The sequence below is a fragment of the Rathayibacter sp. VKM Ac-2805 genome (genome assembly GCF_009834265.1).
GTDB lineage: Bacteria > Actinomycetota > Actinomycetes > Actinomycetales > Microbacteriaceae > Rathayibacter.
On the sequence record NZ_CP047185.1, the window covers coordinates 674,614 to 695,150 of the forward strand.

A 20,537-nucleotide genomic window follows, 5' to 3' on the forward strand; every position below is an offset into this window, starting at 1 on the left:
CGGGGTGAAGGCACCCGAGAAGCGCACCGTCGCCGTCGTGATCAACCCGAGCAAGTTCGACGACGTCGGCGCCGCGGAGGACCTGGTCGCGACGATCGCGCGCCGCCACGGCTGGAACGAGCCGCTCTGGTTCGAGACCAGCCCGGGCGACTCCGGTGCCGCCGCGGCCCGCGCCGCACTCGAGGCGGGCCCGGACCTGGTCTGCTCGATGGGCGGCGACGGCACCGTCCGCGCCGTCGCCACGGTGCTGCGCGGGACCGGCGTCCCCTACGGCCTGCTGCCCAGCGGCACGGGCAACCTCCTCGCGCGGAACCTCGGGATCCCGCTCGGCTCGCTGCCCGAGGCGGTCGAGATCGCCCTGCTCGGGCAGGACCGCGCCATCGACGTGGGCACGGCCGCGTTCGACGACGGCGAGGAGCGGGTGTTCATGGTGATGGGCGGGGTGGGCCTGGACGCCGAGATCATGGACAAGACGGACGAGGAGCTGAAGAAGCGGGTGGGCTGGGGCGCCTACTTCGCGGCGGGCGCGCCGGCGATGTTCAAGGCCGGATTCGAGGTGACCCTCACGATCGACGGCGCGGAGGAGCCTCCGCAGCGCTGCTTCATGGTGCTGGCCTGCAACTGCAGCTCCGTGGTCGCGAACATCGAGCTGGCCGCAGGAGCGGTGCTCGACGACGGCGACCTGGAGCTGGTGCTGCTGCGTCGGCGCTTCGGCCTCGCGCTGGATGTCGCGACCGGCAACCGCAACGGGCTCGCCTCCCTCCGGCAGTGGCCCGGCCGCGAGTTCTCGTTCGAGCTCGACCAGCCGGTGCTCGCCGAGCTGGACGGGGATCCGGTCGGCCGCACCCGCTCCGGGCGCTTCGGCGTGGATCCGGGCGCCCTCCTCGTGCGCCTGCCGGTGCCGACGCCGCGGAGCCCGGGACTGACTCCGCACGACTCGGTGATCGTCGACACGTCCGCCATCGCGACGCTGCTCCCGGAGCCGCCCTCCTCCTGACGCTTGCGCGCTCTTCTTTACGGTTGTAAGTTATCTGACGGACGTAAAGAAGGCGCTCCTCGCGCCGGGAAGAAGGACCCCGTGACCGATCCGCGGCTCACCCGCTCGCGCGAGCTCCTGCTCACCGCGATCACGACGGCCCTCGACCGCCCGGGCGACGACCAGCCCTCCATCACGGAGCTCTGCGGCGCCGCGGGCGTCAGCCGCCCCACGTTCTACCAGCACTTCGGGGATGTGCCGTCACTGATCGAGGCCGCCGCGGTGGAGCGGATGCACGCGCTGTTCGGTGACGTCGCTCCCGGCACCGCCCCCGCCGATTGGGAGGGCGCGGTCCCCCGCATCGTCCGCGGGCTCCTCGAGGGCCTGCTCGTGCACGCCGACTTTTACCGCCGCGTGCTGAGCGGAGGCACGGCCCGCGCCGTGCAGGAGTCGGTCGTCGCGTTCCTCGCGCAGCGGCTCCTCGCCTTCTCGCCCCTCGCCGAGCGCGGATCGGGCGGCGGCGACCACGCACGCGTCGAGCGCTTCGCCGTCCTCCTCGCCGCCGGCACCACCTGGCTTGTCGTCGGCTGGCTCCTCGACGGCGACGCCCGCCGTCCCGCGGCCTCGGCCTCCGCCGACATCGCCGAGCTCCTCGTCACCGGAGTCGCCTCGCCGCGGCTCGCCGCCCTGCACTCCACGAAGTAGAAGGACCATGACCACCTCCCCGCTCCGCCGCGCCCTGCGCGCCGTGAACCCGCGCCTCGTCGTCGTCTTCGCCGCGATCGCGCTCATCCCGCTGATCTACGCGGGACTGCTGACCTCGGCCAACCTCGATCCCACGCACCACCTCGACACGGTGCCCGCCGCGATCGTCAACGAGGACACCGGCGCGACCGCCTCGGACGGCTCCGCGCTCGCCCTCGGCGACGACCTGACCGAGCAGCTCACCACCGACACGTCCGGCTCGGACTTCGCCTGGACGGCGACCGGTGCCGACGAGGCGTCCCGCGAGCTCGCCTCCGGTGACGTCCTCGCCGTCCTGACGGTGCCGGCCGGCTTCTCGGCCGACGTCGCCTCGGTCGGCGGCGACGACCCCGCCGCGGCCGTGCAGGCGAAGCTGTCGATCGAGACGAACGACGCGGCCAACCTGATCGTCGGCAACATCGCCTCCACCATCGGCACCACCGTGACGAAGACGCTGGAGGAGAAGGTCGGCGCGACGTACCTCGAGAACGTCTACCTCGGCTTCACCGACGTGCACTCCAGCCTCGAGCAGGCCGCCGACGGCGCCGCTCAGCTGGCGGACGGCGCAGGGACCGCGGCGTCCGGCTCCTCCGAGCTGGTCGTCGGGCTCGCGCAGCTGCAGGACGGCACCGCGCAGCTGGCGACCGGCGCCGACTCCCTCCGCTCGGGCGCGGGGAGCGCGGCCTCCGGAGCGTCCGACCTCTCGTCGGGACTCCAGCGGATCGCGAGCGGGACCGGGCAGCTGCCCGACCAGGCGGCGGCGCTCGACACGGGAGCCCGCACGGTCGCCGACGGCGCCCAGCAGCTCGACGGCGGAGCGGCGTCGCTCGCCTCGGGCGCCACCGACCTCGCCGCGGGGACGTCGACCCTGAAGGACGGCGCGGCCTCGGCGGCGTCCGGCGCCGAGGCGTTGGCCACCGGGTCCGCCTCCCTCTCCGACGGAGCGGGGAAGGCCCTCGCAGGAGCCCAGCAGCTCGCGACCGGCGCGGGAGCGCTCGCGACCGCCACTCCGCAACTCGCCACCGGAGCGACCGGAGTCGACTCCGGCCTCGCCTCCCTGCTCTCGCGGTACGACTCGCTGTCCGATGCCCAGCGTGTGGCCGAGCTGACCGCCCTCGAGCAGGGTGCGGCCGCTCTCGCGGGCGGAGCCGCCTCGGCGGACGCGGGCGCGCAGACGCTCGCCTCCGGTGCGACCGCGCTCGTCGGCGACGACGGCAGCGGACTGACGGCGCTCGCCGCCGGTGCCGCCACGGTCTCGGGCGGAGCCGCCGACCTCGCGACCGGCACCGCCGCCCTGTCCACCGGGGCGACCTCCGCCGCCGACGGCGCCCAGAAGCTGCAGACCGGTGCGCAGGCCCTCGCCCAGGGAGCTGCGACCCTCGACGGCGGAGCCGCGCAGGTCGCCGGCGGAGTGGACACCCTCTCCGGCGCGGTCGGCCCGCTCACCAGCGGAATCGCCTCCGCGGCCGCCGGCGCCTCCGACCTCGCCTCCGGGACGGCCGCCCTCGCGACGGGCGCCTCGGACCTCGCGGACGGCGCCGAGACCGCCGCGACCGGCTCGGCCGACGCGGCCACCGGTTCGCAGGACCTCGCCGACGGCATCGACTCGCTCGCCTCCGGATCGCGCACCCTCGACACGAAGCTCTCGGACGGCGCGGACGACGTGCCCACCTACACCGGCGAGCAGGCTCAGGAGCTCAGCACCGTCGCGGCCGCCCCGGTCGGGATCGACGCCGAGCGGATGAACCGCGTGCCGTCCTACGGCTACGGCCTCGCTCCCTACTTCATGGCGCTCGCGCTCTGGGTCGGCGCGCTCGCCTTCTACCTGATGAGCGCCCCGCTCAGCTCCCGCCTCCTCGCCGCGCGTCGGCCCGCCTGGGTCATCGCACTGCGCAGCTACCTGCCCGGCGCGCTGATGGCGGTCGCCCAGGGCGTCCTGGCCGCGCTCGTCATCCGCTTCGGAGTGGGCGTCGAGGCGTCGAACCTGCCCGGGCTGATCGGGATCGCCGTGCTCACGAGCCTCACCTTCGTGGCGATCAACCAGGCGCTGATCGCGCTGCTGGACGCCCCGGGCCGGTTCCTGGCGCTGCTGATGATCGTGCTGCAGCTGTCCTCGGCCGGAGGCACCTACCCGGTTGAGACCGCTCCCGCCTTCTTCCAGGCGATCCACGGGGTGCTGCCGCTGACCTGGACGGTGGAGGCGTTCCGCTCGCTGATCGCCGGCGGCAGCATCGGAGTCGCGCACGCGGTCCTGGTGCTCGTGCTCTGGCTGGTCGGGGCGCTCGCCGTGACCGTGCTGGCCGCCGCCCGCCGCCGCCGCGGCCTCGTGCCCGCCCTCCGCGACCCGGAGCCCCTCCTCGAGTCGGCCTGACGCGGACCGGGCGGGCCCGATCCGTCCGCGCCTGCTGCCCCTCGTCGCGGCGCGCCCCGCTCGGACACCTTCGCCTCCTTCCCGAGACCGCAGTAGTTGTCGCTGTCGAGCTCGAGTGCGACAACTCCTGCGCTCTCGCGGCGCGCCCCGCTCGGACACCTTCGCCTCCTTCCCGAGACCGCAGTAGTCGTCGCTGTCGAGCTCGAGTGCGACAACTCCTGCGTTCTCGCGGCCCGTCCTGCCCGTGAGACATCCGCCTCCACCCGCAAGGCAGAGGACGCGGACCGGGAAACGCGTGCCAGCGTTTCCCGGCAGTCCGACGCACCCCGCTCTGCGGAACGCACCATCTCGTGGAGCCGACCGCGCGCGGGGATGCGGCCCGCCGCATCCCCGCCGGACGGTGCCGACGCGTGCCAGCGTTTCCCGGCAGTCCGACGCACCCCGCTCTGCGGAACGCACCCCGTCGCGAAGCCGACCGCGCGCGGGGATGCGGCCCGCCGCATCCCCGCCGGACCACACAGCCCGCGGCCGTTCGGCCCACGGCGAACGCGTGGGCGGCGCTCAGAGTGCGGGAGGTAGCCTGGCAGGCACAATCTCCTCGTCAGAAAGGCGCCGGGTGTCGCACCCGCAACAAGCATGAACGTGAAGCGCATCTTCCGGGGTCCCATCCTCTACGTCGTCCTGGCGATCGTCGCGGTGTGGATCGGCTCCTCGCTGATCACCATGTCCGGCTTCCGGCCGGTCACGACGCAGGAGGGTCTCGACCTCCTGAAGGACGGCAAGGTCGACTCGGCGAAGATCGTGGACGGCGAGCAGCGCGTCGACCTCACGCTCAAGCAGGCCGACGGCGACAACGGCACGCAGGTGCAGTTCTACTACGTGGCCCCTCGCGGCGCGGAGGTCGTCGACGCGGTGTCCGCGGCCGATCTCGGCAGCACCGGCTACAACGACGAGGTCCCGCAGACCAACTGGTTCCTCTCGGCTCTCGGCTTCCTGCTCCCCATCCTGCTGATCGGCGCGTTCTTCTGGCTGATGCTCTCGGGCATGCAGGGCGGCGGCAACCGCGTCATGCAGTTCGGCAAGTCGAAGGCGAAGCTCGTCTCGAAGGAGTCGCCCAAGGTCACGTTCGGCGATGTCGCCGGCGCCGACGAGGCGATCGAGGAGCTGCACGAGATCAAGGAGTTCCTCAAGGAGCCCGCGAAGTTCCAGGCCGTCGGCGCCCGCATCCCGAAGGGCGTCCTGCTCTACGGCCCTCCCGGCACCGGCAAGACCCTGCTGGCGCGCGCGGTCGCGGGCGAGGCGGGCGTCCCCTTCTACTCCATCTCCGGATCGGACTTCGTCGAGATGTTCGTCGGCGTCGGCGCGAGCCGTGTCCGCGATCTCTTCCAGCAGGCGAAGGAGAACTCGCCGGCCATCATCTTCGTCGATGAGATCGACGCCGTCGGCCGCCACCGCGGCGCCGGCATGGGTGGCGGTCACGACGAACGCGAGCAGACCCTCAACCAGCTGCTGGTCGAGATGGACGGCTTCGACGTCAAGACGAACGTCATCCTGATCGCGGCGACGAACCGCCCTGACATCCTCGACCCCGCACTGCTGCGTCCGGGCCGCTTCGACCGCCAGATCGGCGTCGACGCCCCCGACCTGCTCGGCCGCAAGCGGATCCTCGAGGTCCACGGCCGCGGCAAGCCGCTCGCCGGCGGAGTCGACCTCGAGGTCGTCGCCCGCAAGACCCCGGGCTTCACCGGCGCCGACCTGGCCAACGTCCTCAACGAGGCCGCACTGCTCACCGCCCGCTCCAACGCGCAGCTGATCGACAACCGCGCGCTCGACGAGGCCATCGACCGCGTCATCGCGGGGCCGCAGCGCCGCACGCGGGTCATGCGCGACAAGGAGAAGCTGATCACCGCCTACCACGAGGGCGGACACGCTCTGGCGGCGGCGGCGATGCGCCACACCGACCCCGTGACCAAGGTCACGATCCTTCCGCGCGGTCGCGCCCTCGGCTACACGATGGTGCTCCCGCTGGAGGACAAGTACTCCACGACCCGCAACGAGCTCCTCGACCAGCTCACGTACGCGATGGGCGGCCGCGTCGCGGAGGAGATCGTCTTCCACGACCCCACCACCGGAGCGTCGAACGACATCGAGAAGGCGACCTCCATCGCCCGCAAGATGGTCACCGACTACGGCATGTCCGCGAACGTCGGAGCGGTCAAGCTCGGCCAGTCGTCGGGCGAGATGTTCCTCGGCCGCGACATGGGCCACCAGCGCGACTACTCCGAGCAGATCGCCGAGACGGTCGACGCCGAGACGCGCCAGCTCATCGAGCAGGCGCACGACGAGGCGTGGCAGGTCATCAACGACAACCGCGACATCCTCGACCGCCTCGCGATGGAGCTGCTCGAGAAGGAGACGCTCGACCACGACCAGCTGGCCGAGATCTTCAAGGACGTCCGCCGCATCGACGAGCGCCCGCAGTGGCTCTCGAGCGACAAGCGCCCCCTGTCCGACCTGCCGCCCATCGCGGTTCCGGTCGCCAAGGCGCCGATCGACTCGGGTGCGACCGACGGGGGAGTCTCCTCCGCTGGTGCCGACGAGGTCGCGCCGAAGCGCCCGCCGCTGATCAACCCGCGCCCCGCGACGGCGTAGCGCGCGCGTGCCCGTCGACAAGGCGCGCATCGAGGCGGCCGTCGCCGAGATCCTCGCGGCCATCGGGGACGACCCGGGCCGCGAGGGACTCCTCGACACGCCGCGGCGGTTCGCCGAGGCGTACGAGGAGTTCTTCGGCGGGTTCGACGACGACGCCGCAGCCCAGCTGACCGAGACGTTCGCGGTGGTCGAGGGCGGCCAGGAGTCGCCGCTCGACCAGACGGTGATCATGCGCGACCTCGCCTTCCGCTCCGTCTGCGAGCACCACCTCCTGCCGTTCCTCGGCGTCGCGCACATCGCCTACCGGCCGCGCGAGCGGGTCGTCGGCCTCGGCCGGCTGCCGCGCGTGGTCGAGACGGTCGCGTCGCGACCGCAGATCCAGGAGCGGATGACCGAGCAGATCGCCGACGCGCTCGAGCAGGGCCTCGCTCCCGAGGGAGTGCTCGTCGTGGTCGACGCCGAGCACGGCTGCGTGCGGATGCGCGGGCCGCGCCAGACTGCGAGCTCGACCGTGACGGTCGCCGCCCGCGGCTCCCTCGCCGACCCGGCCGCCCGCGCCGAGATCATCGCGCTGATCGGCGCCGCCCGGGAGGAGTGACGTGGCCACCACCGTCGCCGACCTCACGCCGACCGGACGCGCCGCGCTCCTCGGGATCCTCAACGTCACTCCGGACTCGTTCAGCGACGGCGGCCGCTGGCTGTCCGTCGACGACGCCGTCCGTCACGGCCTCGACCTGACCCGGCCCGCCGGGGACGGACCCGCCGCGTTCGGCGCGGACCTGGTCGACGTCGGCGGCGAGAGCACCCGCCCCGGTGCGGCCCGCGTCGACTCCGCCGCCGAGCAGGGCCGCGTGCTGCCCGTCGTCCGCGCCCTCGCCGCGGAGGGGGTGCGCGTCAGCATCGACACGATGAGCGCCGCCACGGCGGAGGCCGCCCTGGACGCCGGCGCCGTCGTCGTCAACGACGTCTCCGGCGGCCTCGCCGATCCGCGGATGCTCCCGCTCGTCGCCGAGCGCGGCGCCGTCTACATCGCGATGCACTGGCGCGGGCACAGCGCGGGCATGACCGCTCTCGCGTCCTACGGCGACGTGGTGGCGGACGTCCGCGGCGAGCTCGAGCGCCGCGTCGACGCCGCCCGTGAGGCCGGGATCCGGGACGACCGCCTCCTGCTCGACCCCGGCCTCGGCTTCGCGAAGGTCGGCGCGCACGACTGGGCGCTGCTGGCCGGGCTCGACGCGATCGTCTCGCTGGGCTTCCCGGTCCTGGTCGGCCACTCGCGCAAGCGGTTCCTCGCTCCGTTCGCCCCCGCCGGCGCCCCGGCCGCCGAGCGCGACGAGGTCTCCGCCATGCTGAGCCTCATCGCCGCCGAGCACGGCGCCTGGGGCGTCCGGGTCCACGACGTCCGCTCGTCCGCCCGTGCCCTGGCCCTCGCCGCCCGACTCCAGGAGGAGACCCCGTGACCGCGATCGACCCCGCCGCCCTGGCCGTGCGCGACTCCATCACCCTCACCGGGCTGCGCGTGCGCGCGCACCACGGCGTCTTCGACTTCGAGCGCGAGAACGGACAGGACTTCGTGATCGACGCGACGGTCTGGCTCGACACCGCGCCGGCGGCCGAGGGCGACGCGCTGGCCGAGACGGTGCACTACGGCGAGCTCGCGATCGCCCTGGCCGACGCGGTGACCCGCGACCCGGTCGACCTCATCGAGACCCTGGCCGAGCGCCTCGCCCGGGTCGCCCTGGGCTTCGCCGCCGCCGACGTCGTCCGCATCACCGTCCACAAGCCGGACGCGCCGATCCCGCTGCCGTTCGAGGACGTCGCCGTGCAGATCACGAGGACCCGCTCGTGAGGCCGCGGCAGGAGCGCGTCCGCCCGGTGCGCCACGTCGTGCTCGCGCTCGGCAGCAACCTCGGCGACCGCCTGGCGCACCTCGAGGAGGCGCTGCGGGCCCTCGCCACGACGCCGGGCCTGCGCATCGAGGCGGTGTCCAAGGTCGTCGAGTCGCCCGCGTGGAAGCCCGAGGGCGTCGACGAGGACGCGCCCGGGTACCTCAACGCGGTCGTGACCGGCTCGACCGTCCTCGAGCCCGACGACCTGCTCGCGGCGACGGCGGCGATCGAAGCGGCCGGAGGCCGGATCCGCGGCGAGGGCGAGGAGCGCTGGGGCGACCGGACACTCGACATCGACGTGATCGCGGTCGGCGGCGTGCTCCGCGACGACGCGCACCTGACCCTCCCGCACCCGCGGGCGGCCGAGCGGGCGTTCGTGCTCGAGCCGTGGCTCGACGCCGAGCCGGCGGCGGTCCTTCCCGGAGCCGGACCCGTGGCCGAGCTGCGCGCACGGGCGACCGACCGCGTGACCGACCACCCGGCCGGGTTGACCTGGCCGGGGCGCGACTCCGCCCGCGGCAGCACCGCCGACCCCGAGAGCAGGACCCCGTGAGGCGCACCCGCATCAGCACCCTGCTCGGACTCGGCCTCGCCGGGGCCGTCGCGGGGTTCCTCCTCGACCTCGCGATCGCCGCCGCCGGCCGCCCCGTGCTCATCCCGCCGCTGACGGTTCCGCTGACCCTGATCGTGGTCGCGGCCCTCGTGCTCGGCTTCGCCGTCCCGATCCACCGCGCCACGAAGGGCACGCTGCGCCGGCCCATCGATCCGTTCCGGGCGATGCGCGTCGTGGTGCTGGCGAAGGCGTCCAGCCACGTCGGTGCTCTGCTGCTCGGAGCCTCCGGCGGCATCCTGGTGTACCTGCTGAGCCGTGCGATCCCTTCGCTAGGCTCCGTGTGGCAGGACGTCGCGACCATCGTGGGTGCGCTCGTCCTGCTGGTGGCCGGCCTGGTCGCCGAGCACCTGTGCACCATCCCGCCGAGCGACGACGACGACAGCGCCGTCGGCGAGGTGAACCACGCCTGACGCCGACGCCCGGATCGCCGCGGGCAGTGAGGACGACGCCATGCCCGCCGAGCCCGAGGACGCGTCGCCGACGACCCGCCGCGACGCGAGGGGACGCCGGCGGGACCGCCTCGACATCACGGGGGAGTGGCGCCGCGTCTCGCCCCGGTACGTCGCGGTCGAGATCGTGTCGGCCGTCGTGTCGAGCGTGCTGCTGCTCGCCGTGCCCGTGGTGCTGATGCTGATCGGCCTGCCGTGGGGCTGGGTCCCGCTGGCCGCCGCGGCCGCCCTAGCGGTGACCCTCCTGATCGTGGCCCCGCGCCGTGCGCGCGCCTACGGCTACCTCCTGCGCCAGGACGACCTGCTCTTCCGCCGCGGCATCATGTTCCAGCGCTTCGTGTCGGTGCCGTACGGGCGGATGCAGCTCATCGACGTCAACCGCGGGCCGCTCGCCCGGGCGCTCGGCCTCGCCGACCTCCGCTTCGTCACCGCCGCCGCGGCGACCGGCGTCAGCATCCCGGGCCTGGCCGAGCAGGACGCGGAGGAGCTCCGCGACCGCCTCGTCGAGCTCGCCGAGTCGCGCCGGGCCGGCCTGTGACCGAGCTCCGCGCCGTCGAGACGGACCTCGCCGACGGGGAGTGGCACCGCCTCCATCCCGCGACCCCGGTCCTCAAGGGCGGGATCGGCCTGCTGGTCGTCCTCGGCATCGTGATCACGAACCTCCGCGAGCGCCTGGTCGAGCTGTTCCTGCCCGGGCCGGAGGGGTTCGAGAGCGGCGATCCGGTCGACGAGCTGCTGCGCCGCGGTCTCGTCGGCTGGGCGCTGCTGGCGGTCGCGGTGGGCCTGGCGGTCGCCGTCTTCGCGTTCTGGCTGTCCTGGCGGATGCACACCTTCCGCATCACGGACGAGCTCGTCGAGGTGCGCTCCGGCGTGCTCTTCCGGACCAACCGGCGGGCGCGGCTGGACCGCATCCAGGGCATCGCGGTGCAGCGTCCGCTGTTCGCGCGGCTGTTCGGAGCCGCGAAGCTCGAGGTGAGCGTGGCCGGGCAGGACGCGAACGTCCAGCTGTCGTACCTCGGGTCGCGCTTGGTTGACGCCCTGCGCCGCGACATCCTGCGGCTCGCGTCCGGGGTGCGCGAGCGGGAGGCGACGGTCGACGGTGCGGCTCCGGCGGGCGGGTTCCTGGCGCGCCGGCTGGAGGAGTTCGGCGAGCCTCAGGACGAGACGCCGCCCGAGTCGGTCGTCTCGATCCCGCCGGGCCGGCTCCTCGGCTCGCTCGTCTTCAGCGGCTTCACGCTGTTCCTGGCCGCCTCGGTCGTCGCCGTGGTGTTCGTCGCCGTCTACGGCTCGCCCTACGTGCTCTTCGCGATCCTGCCGGGCCTGATCGGCTCGGGCAGCTACTACGTCCGCCAGTTCGTGCGCTCGCTCCGGTACTCGATCGCCGCGACGCCCGACGGCGTGCGGGTCGGCTACGGCGTGCTCTCGACCAGCAGCGACACGATCCCGCCCGGCCGGATCCACGCCGTCGAGATCACGCAGCCGCTGCTCTGGCGCCCCTTCGGCTGGTGGCAGGTGCGGATCGACCGCGCCGGCCACGCGGCCTCCCGCGGGGCGAACGGCGAGCCGAACACCACGATCCTGCCGGTCGGCGACCTCGCCGCCGTCGAGCGCGTCCTCGCCCTCCTGCTGCCCGGACCGGCCGAGGGAGCGGAGTCGACGCCCGTCGGAGACGCACTCCGGCACCGCGACGCGGCCGGCTTCACCCGGGCGCCGCGCTCGGCGGTGTGGCTCCGCCCCTTCTCGTTTCGGAGGACCGGGTACCGGCTGACGGACGAGGTCGCGATCCTGCGCAGTGGAGCGGTCTGGCGGCGGGTCGCCGTGGTGCCCCTGGCGCGGATGCAGAGCGTCGGGGTCCAGCAGGGACCGCTCCAGCGCCTGCTCGGGCTGGCCTCGGCGCGCGTGCACACGGTGGCCGGCCCCGTCACTCCGCTCGTGCCGGTGATGAGCGCAGCCGACGGACTCGCCTTCTTCGAGAGCCTCGCGACGGCCGGAGTGCGGGCCGCCGACCGCGACGCGAGCCACCAGTGGGGGCGGCGGGCGGCCGCACCCGCCCTGCCCGACTGGCCCGCTCCGGAGGGGGAACCGCATGCCTGAGAACCGCCGCGACGGACGCCTGGGCGTCGGCGTGATCGGTGCCGGACGCGTGGGACCGGTGCTCGGTGCCGCGCTCGCCGGGGCCGGCCACGCCGTGATCGGGATCGCCACCACCAGCGAGAGCGGCCGCGAGCGCGCCGACGCGCTGCTCCCCGGAGTCCCCGTGCTCGCGATCCCCGAGCTCGTCGAGCGCAGCGAGCTGGTGATCGTCGCCGTCCCCGGCAGCGAGATCGCCGCCCTGGTCGCGGGGCTCGCCGCGACCAGGGCGTGGCAGCCCGGCCAGCTGGTGCTGCACACGGCGCCTGAGCACGGCTACGGGGTGCTCGCTCCGGCGCTCGCCTCCGGGGTCATCCCCCTGGCAGTCCACCCGGCGATGGCCTTCAGCGGCACCAGCCTCGACCTGGCGCGCCTCGCCGAGACCTACTTCGCCGTGTCGGCACCGGGCCCGGTGCTGCCGATCGCGCAGGCGCTGGTGGTCGAGATGGGCGGGGAGCCGGTGACCGTGGCGGAGTCGGACCGCGCCGCCTACGCGGAGGCCGTCTCGACCGCCACGACCTTCTCGACGGCGATCGTCGACCAGGCGGCGGGACTGCTGGCGGGCATCGGCGTCGAGAAGCCGGGCTTCTTCCTCTCCAGCCTCGTCCGCTCCTCCGTCGACGACGCCCTGCGCCGCGCGGCGGGCTGACGCGCGGTGCCGCTCGTGACGCCGCTCCCCGGGTGGGACGCCGCTCGGGAGGCGGTGCCTCGCGGAGGAGCACGGCGTCCCGGTGCCGAGGGCCCCGGCGGCCGCGGGACCGCCGGTAGCATCGTCGGGTGATCAGCACCGTCCACCGCATCGGCGACCTCCGCGAGCGGCTGCAGGAGGCGCGGCGGGCCGGTCGGCGCATCGCGCTCGTGCCGACGATGGGCGCCCTGCACGCCGGGCACCTCGCCCTCGTCGAGCGGGCTCGCGAGCTGGCCGACGTCGTCGTCGTGTCGGTGTTCGTGAATCCGCTGCAGTTCGGCCCGTCCGAGGACCTGGACCGCTACCCGCGCGACCTCGAGGGCGACACCGCCCTGCTCGACGCGGCCGGGGCCGACCTCCTCTTCGCTCCGGGAGTCGCCGAGATGTACCCCGACGGGCCGTCCTCGACGCGGGTCGTCGCGGGCGAGGTCGGCGGCCTCTACGAGGGGCGCGCGCGGCCGGGCCACTTCGACGGGATGCTCACCGTCGTCGCCAAGCTCCTGAGCATCGCCCAGCCGGACGTCGCGGTCTTCGGGCAGAAGGACGCGCAGCAGCTGTTCCTCGTGCGCCGCATGGTCCGCGACCTCGACCTGCCCGTGGAGATCGAGGGCGTCGGCATCGTGCGGGAGGAGGACGGGCTCGCCCGCTCCAGCCGCAACCGCTACCTCGACGAGGAGCAGCGCCGCGCGGGCCTCGTGCTGCCGCGCCTCCTCGCGGCCGCCGCGGAAGCCGCGGACCGCGGTGCCGCCGCGGCGATCGAGGCCGCCGAGGCCGTCGCGCACGCCGAGCCGCTCGTTAAGCTGGACTACCTCGTCGTCGTGGATCCCGCGACGCTCCTCCCGGTCGACGCCGACCACCGCGGCCCGGCACTCGTGCTCGTCGCCGCGATCGTCGGCACCACCCGCCTCCTCGACAACGCCCCGATCCTGCTCGCCTGATCGCGGCCGTCCGCCCCGAACCGAAAGCACCGCGACCCCTCATGGCCGACACCCCCGACGTCCCCGAGTCCACGACCCCCGCCGCCGAGCAGTCCGCCGCCGAGCAGGCCGCCGCCGAGCGGGCCGCGCAGCAGGAGGCCTCCGAGCAGAAGGCCGTCCGCCTCGCCAAGCGCGAGCGCCTGCTCGAGCTCGCGGGCGACGACCTCGGCGCCGGCGCCTACCCCGTCGCGGTCGGAGTCACCGACACCATCGCGGCCGTCCGGGCGCGCCACGAGGGCATCGAGCCGGACGTGAAGACCGGCGAGCGCGTCGGCCTCGCGGGCCGCGTGGTGTTCCAGCGCAACACGGGCAAGCTCTGCTTCGCGACGCTGCAGGCCGGCGACGGCGAGCGGATCCAGGCCATGGTCTCGCTCGGCGACGTGGGCGAGGAGTCGCTCGCGGCGTGGAAGGAGCTCGTCGACCTGGGCGACCACCTCTTCGTCGAGGGCGAGGTCGTCTCGAGCAAGCGCGGCGAGCTGAGCGTGTGGGTGTCGGAGTGGACGATCGCCGCGAAGGCGATCCTGCCGCTGCCGAACCTGCACAACGAGCTCGGCGACGAGACCCGGATGCGCCAGCGCTACCTCGACCTGATCGTGCGCCCCCAGGCCCGCGAGACGGTCGTCACCCGCGCCCGCGTGAACGCCTCCCTCCGCGACACCTTCGCCTCGCACGAGTTCCTCGAGGTCGAGACCCCGATGCTGCAGGTGATGCACGGCGGCGCCTCCGCCCGCCCCTTCGCCACGCACTCGAACGCGTTCGACACCGAGCTGTACCTGCGCATCGCGCCCGAGCTCTACCTCAAGCGCGCCGTCGTCGGCGGCATCGACCGGGTCTTCGAGATCAACCGCAACTTCCGCAACGAGGGCGCCGACTCCACCCACTCGCCCGAGTTCGCGATGCTCGAGGCCTACCAGGCGTACGGCGACTACAACTCGATCGCCGACCTCACCCAGGAGCTGATCCAGAACGCGGCGCAGGCCGTCGCGGGCTCGCACGTGGTCACCTGGGCCGACGGCACCGAGTTCGACCTCGGCGGCCGGTGGGACCGCATCTCGATGTACGAGAGCCTGTCGCTCGCGGCCGGCATCGCGATCACGCCGGAGACGGAGCTCGCCGAGCTCGAGGCCCTCGCCGCGCGCGAGGGCGTCGAGGTGCACATCCCCACGCACGGCAAGTACGTCGAGGAGCTGTGGGAGCACTTCGTGAAGGGCGGCCTGACGCGTCCGACCTTCGTGATGGACTTCCCCGTCGACACCTCGCCGCTCGTGCGCGCGCACCGCAGCATCCCGGGCGTCGTCGAGAAGTGGGACCTCTACGTCCGCGGCTTCGAGCTGGCCACCGGCTACTCCGAGCTGATCGACCCGGTCGTGCAGCGCGAGCGCTTCGTCGAGCAGGCCCGCCAGGCCGCCGCCGGCGACGACGAGGCGATGCGCCTGGACGAGGACTTCCTCCGCGCCCTCGAGCACGGCATGCCCCCCACCGGCGGCATGGGCATGGGCATCGACCGCCTCCTGATGGCGATCACCGGCCTCGGGATCCGCGAGACGATCCTGTTCCCGCTCGTCAAGTAGGGTCGCAGGAGCCGAGGGGGAGACATGGTCAGGGCATCGAGCATCGTCGCGGCCGTCGCGGCGGGCGTCCTCACGATCGCGCAGTTCGGAGTGGGGACCGCGGTCGCCGCGAGCATCCTCACCTCCTCCGGCGACGTCGGCACCGCGCTGGCCGACCGGCGGGCGGCCGAGGCGTTCACGCCCGACCCCACGATCGCCGGCTTCGCGGAGCGGACCGCCATGTCGGACCGCGGCCGCGCCCTCTACTACGCGTCGAGCCCGTCGGTCGAGCCGACCGCCGGCTTCAACGACCTCTGCGGCTACGGCGCCTCCGACGACATCGTCCTCGGCTGCTACACCGGCACCAGCATCTACATCTCGGACGTCGCTAATCCCGACCTCGACGGGATCCGCGACGTCACGGCGGCCCACGAGATGCTGCACGCCGCGTGGGTGCGGCTCGACGCGGAGGAGCAGGCCGAGCTGGGCGCCGAGCTCGAGGCCGCGTACGAGACCCTCCCGCAGGACGGCACGATCGCCGAGCGCCTCGAGCTGTACCGCACCGGCGGCCTCGGCGAGCGCGTCAACGAGCTGCACTCGATCCTGGGGACCGAGGTGGCCGACCTGCCGCCGGCGCTCGAGGCGCACTACGCCGAGTTCTTCGACGACCGCTCCGTCGTCGTGGGCCTGAACGCCCGCTACGAGGCGGTCTTCACCGATCTCGAGAACCGCATCGAGGACCTGGTCTCCCGGATCGAGACGATGTACGCCGACCTCACGGCGCGGGTCGACGCGAACAACGCCGAGTACGACGCGCTCAACGTCGAGATCGACGACTTCAACTCGCGCGCCGACAGCGGCGACTTCGGATCGACGGCCGAGTTCGAGGCGGAGCGCGCCGATCTGCTCGCCCGCAGCCAGGCCGTCGACGCCACCCGGGCCGCCATCGACGCGGACATCGCCGTGTACGACGGCCTGCGCTCGGAGCTGGAGGGCCTCAACTCCGACGCCGCGGCGCTGAACAAGTCGGTCAAGAGCCAGTAGCGGCAGCGCCCGGGAAGGCCGGTGGGCGCACGGGCCGCCGGGCTCACGGCTCCCGCGCCGGTGCCGCGGGTAGGATCGCCGCATGGACTGGGAGCTGTGGAACCAGGGGCTGTGGGCCCTCGTGCCGACGATCACGGTCGGAGCCATCTTCTGGTTCGTGATGCGCGCCCTCATCCGCTCGGACCGCAACGAGCGCCGCGCGTACGACCGCATCGAGGCCCGCGAGCGCGAGCGCCGCGGCCTGCCTCCCCGCGACGCCTCCTGACCACCGCCGCCGCGCGGGTGCCTCCCGCGCCCGGTGAGCGGCTCCGCACGACGAACGAGGAGGCGCGGTGCCCGCTCCCGACTGGGGGGTGATCCTCCCGATCGCGGCCGTCGTCGTCGAGCTCGTGGTGCGCGTGATCGCCGTCATCGTGGTGCCGCGCAACCGCCGTCCGACGACCGGCCTCGCCTGGCTGATGGCGATCTTCCTGATCCCGTACGTCGGCATCCTGCTGTTCCTCTTCATCGGGAGCTACCGGCTGCCGCGCAAGCGCCGCCGGAAGCAGCAGGAGATCAACCGGTTCATCCTGGAATCGACTGACGGCATCGACCGGGTCGCCCGGGAGCACCCGTGGCCGCAGTGGCTGGAGTCGGTCGTCACCCTCAACCGCAACCTCGGCGCGATGCCGCTGGTCGGCGGGAACGACGCGCGGCTCCAGGGCGACTACGAGCAGACCATCCGTGCGATGGCCGCCGAGATCGACCGCGCCCGCCGGTACGTGCACTGCGAGTTCTACATCCTCGCCGCCGACTCGACCACGGCGCCCTTCTTCGACGCGCTCGACCGCGCGGTGGCCCGCGGGGTGCGGGTGCGGATCCTCCTCGACCACATCGCGTCGATCCGCGTGCCCGGCTACTACAGCGGCACCCATCGCCGGCTGCGCGCCCTCGAGCGGGCGGGCGCCTCGTGGTCGTACATGCTCCCCGTGCGGCCGTGGCGCGGCCAGTACCAGCGGCCGGACCTGCGCAACCACCGCAAGCTGCTGATCGTCGACGGCAACGCGGCCTTCATGGGCTCGCAGAACGTCGTCGACTCCAGCTACAACAAGCGCGGCAACATCCGCCGCGGCCTGCACTGGCACGACCTGATGGTGCGCCTCGAGGGGCCGGTGGTGCAGGGCATCAACGCCATCTTCATCACCGACTGGTACAGCGAGACCGACGAGCTGCTCCTGCGGGAGTCGGAGCCGATGGAGGCGCTGCAGCAGCGCGACACCATCGACTGCCAGGTGGTGCCGAGCGGGCCGGGGTTCGAGGGCGAGAACAACCTGCGCCTGTTCCTGACGCTGCTCTACTCGGCGCAGAAGTCGATCATCATCACCAGCCCGTACTTCGTGCCCGACGAGGCGATGCTCTACGCGATCACGACGGCGACCCGGCGGGGCGTGCACGTGGAGCTCTTCGTCTCCGAGATCGGCGACCAGGCCGTGGTCTACCACGCCCAGCGCTCGTACTACGAGACGCTGCTGACCGCGGGCGTGCGCATCTGGATGTACCGCAAGCCGACCATCCTGCACGCGAAGCACTTCACGATCGACGACGACGTCGCCGTGATCGGCTCGAGCAACATGGACATGCGCTCCTTCACGCTCAACCTCGAGGTCTCGCTGATGGTGCGCGGCGCGGAGTTCGTCGAGGACCTGCGCCAGGTGCAGCAGGACTACCGCGAGCACTCCCGTGAGCTGACCCTCCGCGAGTGGCGGCAGCAGCCGCTCCGCTCGACCCTGCTCGACAACCTGGCGCGGCTCACCTCGGCGCTGCAGTAGCGCGGCTCCCGTCCGCTGCCCTCGCGGGACGGCGGAGGATGCGATGCCCCGGCTCGTGACGCAAGGGCCTGTGCGCGGGACCGAGCAGGCGTAGCGTCGGAGCGTCCTCAGCACCATCCGGTTCCGCCTGCCCGGCGCCGGGTTCGAGAAGGGAACGGACATGACGGCATCCCGTACGACGCGCATCCTCGTCCTCGGCGGCGGCTACGTCGGCCTGTACACGGCCTGGGGCCTCGAGAAGAGACGGGGGGAGGCGCCGATCGACGTCACCGTCGTCGAGCCGAACCCCTACATGACCTACCAGCCGCTGCTGCCCGAGGTCGCCGGCGGGCACGTCCAGCCGCGCCACGTCACGGTGCCGCTGGTCTCCGCGCTCAAGCGCACCCGCGTGATCCGCGGCGCGATCACCGGCGTGAGCCTCGCCGAGCGCAGCGCCACCGTCGCCGCGATGGACGGCTCCACCCGCACGATCGAGTTCGACCAGGTCGTCTTCGCGCTCGGAGCCGTCACCCGCACGTTCCCCACACCGGGTCTCGCCGAGCACGGCATCGGCTTCAAGACGGTGGAGGAGGCGGCGCACCTGCGCGACCGCGTCATCGAGAACATCGCGAAGGCGGCGCTCACCACCGATCCCGCCGAGCGCCGGCGCCTGCTCACCTTCGTCTTCGTCGGTGGCGGCTACACCGGCGTCGAGGCGCTGAGCGAGCTGCTCGACCTCAGCCGCAAGACCCTCGCCGCGCAGCCCTCCCTCTCGATGGGCGACGTCACCTGGCACCTCGTCGAGGCACTGGACCGGGTCGCCCCCGAGGTCGGTCCCGAGCTCTCGAAGTGGACGCTCGACCACCTCCGCTCGCGCGGCGTGCACGTGCACCTGAAGACGACGATGCCCTCCTGCGAGGACGGCGTCGTGGAGCTCTCCTCGGGCGAGCGCATCCCGACGGCCACGATCGTGTGGACCGCCGGCGTGAAGCCGAACCCGATCCTCGACGCGACCGACGCGCCCCGCGGGCCGAAGGGCCACGTCATGGCGGATGCGCGCCTGCGGGTCATCCGCGAGGACGGCGAGCCGGTGGGCGGCGCCTGGGCGGCCGGCGACGGCGCGCAGGTGCCGGACCTCACCAGCGAGAAGCAGCCCGCGTACTACCCGCCGAACGCGCAGAACGCGGTCCGGCAGGCCAAGCTCCTGGCGCGCAACATCATCGCCGACCTCACCGGAGGCACCGTGGAGGAGTACCGCCACGCCTCCGTCGGGACCGTCGCCGAGTACGGCATCGGCAAGGGCGCGGGCCTGATCAAGGGCGTGAAGCTGCGCGGCCTCCCCGCCTGGCTCGCGCACCGCGCCTACCACGGAGCGGCGATGCCGACCCTGGACCGCAAGTGGCGGATCATCACGGGCTGGCTCGTCGACGCCGTCACTCCGCGCGACCTCTCGCCGATGAGCGCGCTGCAGGATCCGCGCCGCGCCTTCCGCGAGACGGCCGAGGCCACCGATCGCGAGGCCGCTGCGAAGGCCGCCGCGAAGAAGGAGTCGGACGCGTCCTGACGCACCGGTGAGAGCGCGGGAGTCGCGGTGGTCGAGCAGGATCATCGCGACTTCCGCGCTCCCGCTTCGGCGGCACCGCCTCGGAGCGCCTCGGACTGACGGTCTCCGCTCAGGCCCGGCGGCGCGGCTTGAGGCGCACGGTCGGCAGCACGGGCGCGGGGAGCGCGCGTCCGCCGTACCCGTCGACGGTGCCGAACGGGCCCGTCGGATCCGCGCCGGCGATCACGTCGGACTGCCAGCGCTCGCGGGCGGCCGCCACGTCGTCGTGGCTGCGGCCTACGAAGTTCCACCACATCACCAGCTCCTCGGCGAACGGCTCGCCGCCGAGCAGCACCACGCGCCCGCCCGCGTCCCCGGCGGTCAGCACCAGGTGCGAGCGGCCGGGCGCCAGGTAGGCGAGGTCCGAGCGCGGGACGTCCGCGCCCTCGACCGCCACGGGGCCGGCGTCGACGAGCACGCCGTACTCCCACGACTCCTCGACCGGCAGCTCGACCCGGGCACCCGGCTCGAGGTCGATCTGCGCGGCGACCAGCGGAGTGAAGGTGCTCGCGGGCACCGACGCGCCCAGCATCCCTCCGACGAAGACGCGCACCAGCGCGCCGGGCAGATCCACGGGCACGCCGCGGTGGTGCTCGAAGAACGGATCGACGAGCCGCGCCTCCTCGGGCAGCGCGACCCAGAGCTGCACCCCGTGCAGGACGGGCGCGCCCCCGGTCGAGACCTCCGAGTGCGAGATGCCGCGTCCGGCCGTCATCAGGTTGAGCTCGCCCGGGCGCACCACGGCGAGGCTGCCGACGCTGTCGCGGTGCTCGATCTCGCCCTCGAAGAGCCAGCTCACGGTCTGCAGGCCGGTGTGCGGGTGCGGCGGGACGTCCATCCCGGCCTCCTCGCCGAGCCGCACCGGGCCGTAGTGGTCGGCGAAGCACCATGCGCCGATCGTCGAGCGCGAGCGCTGGGGGAGGGTGCGGCGCACCTCGATCGCGCGCGGACCGCCGAGCGGGACGAGCCGCGCCTCCAGGATCTCGACCGCGCCGGGCTCGCGAGGGACCGGCTCCGCGGCGACGGGGAGCTCGTCGGGATGCTCCTCCAGGTTGCTCATGCGG

19 protein-coding genes are annotated in these 20,537 nt (G+C 73.4%); 18 read left to right on the forward strand and 1 reads right to left on the reverse strand.

Annotation, left to right across the window (positions count from 1 at the left end; all coding sequences use genetic code 11):
• Positions 1-4 precede the first annotated feature (4 nt).
• From GSU40_RS03085 to GSU40_RS03170, 18 genes are all read left to right on the forward strand, one after another.
• Complete coding sequence (locus GSU40_RS03085) at positions 5-997, forward strand: diacylglycerol kinase family protein (RefSeq protein WP_104234307.1); 993 nt, start codon at positions 5-7, stop codon at positions 995-997.
• Between the two features lie 81 nt (positions 998-1,078).
• On the forward strand, positions 1,079-1,681 hold the full coding sequence (locus GSU40_RS03090) for a TetR/AcrR family transcriptional regulator (RefSeq protein WP_104248069.1): 603 nt from the start codon (positions 1,079-1,081) through the stop codon (positions 1,679-1,681).
• A 7-nt stretch (positions 1,682-1,688) separates the two neighbouring features.
• Positions 1,689-4,091, forward strand: a complete 2,403-nt coding sequence (locus GSU40_RS03095; protein WP_104287741.1) for a YhgE/Pip domain-containing protein — start codon at positions 1,689-1,691, stop codon at positions 4,089-4,091.
• 636 nt (positions 4,092-4,727) lie between these two features.
• The gene (gene ftsH, locus GSU40_RS03100; RefSeq protein WP_104224104.1) at positions 4,728-6,743 is read left to right on the forward strand and encodes an ATP-dependent zinc metalloprotease FtsH; all 2,016 of its coding nucleotides are present in this window, start codon (positions 4,728-4,730) and stop codon (positions 6,741-6,743) included.
• A 7-nt stretch (positions 6,744-6,750) separates the two neighbouring features.
• The gene (gene folE / locus GSU40_RS03105) at positions 6,751-7,341 is read left to right on the forward strand and encodes a GTP cyclohydrolase I FolE (RefSeq protein ID WP_160033609.1); all 591 of its coding nucleotides are present in this window, start codon (positions 6,751-6,753) and stop codon (positions 7,339-7,341) included.
• Position 7,342: 1 nt separating this feature from the next.
• Positions 7,343-8,203, forward strand: a complete 861-nt coding sequence (gene folP, locus GSU40_RS03110; RefSeq protein ID WP_104224102.1) for a dihydropteroate synthase — start codon at positions 7,343-7,345, stop codon at positions 8,201-8,203.
• The gene (gene folB, locus GSU40_RS03115) at positions 8,200-8,592 is read left to right on the forward strand and encodes a dihydroneopterin aldolase (protein ID WP_104347803.1); all 393 of its coding nucleotides are present in this window, start codon (positions 8,200-8,202) and stop codon (positions 8,590-8,592) included. Before folP ends, folB begins: the two co-directional genes overlap by 4 nt.
• Positions 8,589-9,185: a 2-amino-4-hydroxy-6-hydroxymethyldihydropteridine diphosphokinase gene (folK, locus tag GSU40_RS03120; protein ID WP_160033611.1), complete on the forward strand. Its 597-nt coding sequence runs from the start codon at positions 8,589-8,591 to the stop codon at positions 9,183-9,185. The genes folB and folK overlap by 4 nt, the downstream gene beginning before the upstream one ends.
• Positions 9,182-9,655, forward strand: a complete 474-nt coding sequence (locus tag GSU40_RS03125; protein ID WP_104238407.1) for a DUF3180 domain-containing protein — start codon at positions 9,182-9,184, stop codon at positions 9,653-9,655. The genes folK and GSU40_RS03125 overlap by 4 nt, the downstream gene beginning before the upstream one ends.
• A 40-nt stretch (positions 9,656-9,695) precedes the next feature.
• Positions 9,696-10,232 (forward strand): PH domain-containing protein, encoded by a 537-nt coding sequence (locus GSU40_RS03130; RefSeq protein WP_160033613.1) that lies wholly within the window; start codon positions 9,696-9,698, stop codon positions 10,230-10,232.
• Entirely contained in the window at positions 10,229-11,788 is a 1,560-nt protein-coding gene (locus tag GSU40_RS03135; protein ID WP_104238409.1) for a PH domain-containing protein, read from the forward strand. The genes GSU40_RS03130 and GSU40_RS03135 overlap by 4 nt, the downstream gene beginning before the upstream one ends.
• Positions 11,781-12,473, forward strand: a complete 693-nt coding sequence (locus tag GSU40_RS03140; protein WP_160033615.1) for a DUF2520 domain-containing protein — start codon at positions 11,781-11,783, stop codon at positions 12,471-12,473. Before GSU40_RS03135 ends, GSU40_RS03140 begins: the two co-directional genes overlap by 8 nt.
• Before the next feature lie 128 nt (positions 12,474-12,601).
• Positions 12,602-13,450, forward strand: coding sequence for a pantoate--beta-alanine ligase (gene panC / locus GSU40_RS03145; protein WP_160033617.1), 849 nt, complete (start codon positions 12,602-12,604; stop codon positions 13,448-13,450).
• A 41-nt stretch (positions 13,451-13,491) separates the two neighbouring features.
• The gene (gene lysS, locus GSU40_RS03150; protein WP_160033619.1) at positions 13,492-15,060 is read left to right on the forward strand and encodes a lysine--tRNA ligase; all 1,569 of its coding nucleotides are present in this window, start codon (positions 13,492-13,494) and stop codon (positions 15,058-15,060) included.
• Between the two features lie 24 nt (positions 15,061-15,084).
• Complete coding sequence (locus tag GSU40_RS03155) at positions 15,085-16,083, forward strand: hypothetical protein (RefSeq protein WP_160033621.1); 999 nt, start codon at positions 15,085-15,087, stop codon at positions 16,081-16,083.
• 82 nt (positions 16,084-16,165) lie between these two features.
• A complete protein-coding gene (locus GSU40_RS03160; RefSeq protein ID WP_104224094.1) occupies positions 16,166-16,348 on the forward strand; it encodes a hypothetical protein in 183 nt (60 codons plus the stop codon).
• Positions 16,349-16,415: 67 nt separating this feature from the next.
• Positions 16,416-17,891, forward strand: a complete 1,476-nt coding sequence (cls, locus tag GSU40_RS03165) for a cardiolipin synthase (protein ID WP_160033623.1) — start codon at positions 16,416-16,418, stop codon at positions 17,889-17,891.
• 160 nt (positions 17,892-18,051) lie between these two features.
• Entirely contained in the window at positions 18,052-19,434 is a 1,383-nt protein-coding gene (locus tag GSU40_RS03170; protein ID WP_160033625.1) for an FAD-dependent oxidoreductase, read from the forward strand.
• A gap of 109 nt (positions 19,435-19,543) precedes the next feature.
• Here GSU40_RS03170 and GSU40_RS03175 read toward each other — a convergent pair whose 3' ends face one another.
• The gene (locus GSU40_RS03175) at positions 19,544-20,533 is read right to left on the reverse strand and encodes a pirin family protein (protein ID WP_160033627.1); all 990 of its coding nucleotides are present in this window, start codon (positions 20,531-20,533) and stop codon (positions 19,544-19,546) included.
• Positions 20,534-20,537: the final 4 nt, after the last annotated feature.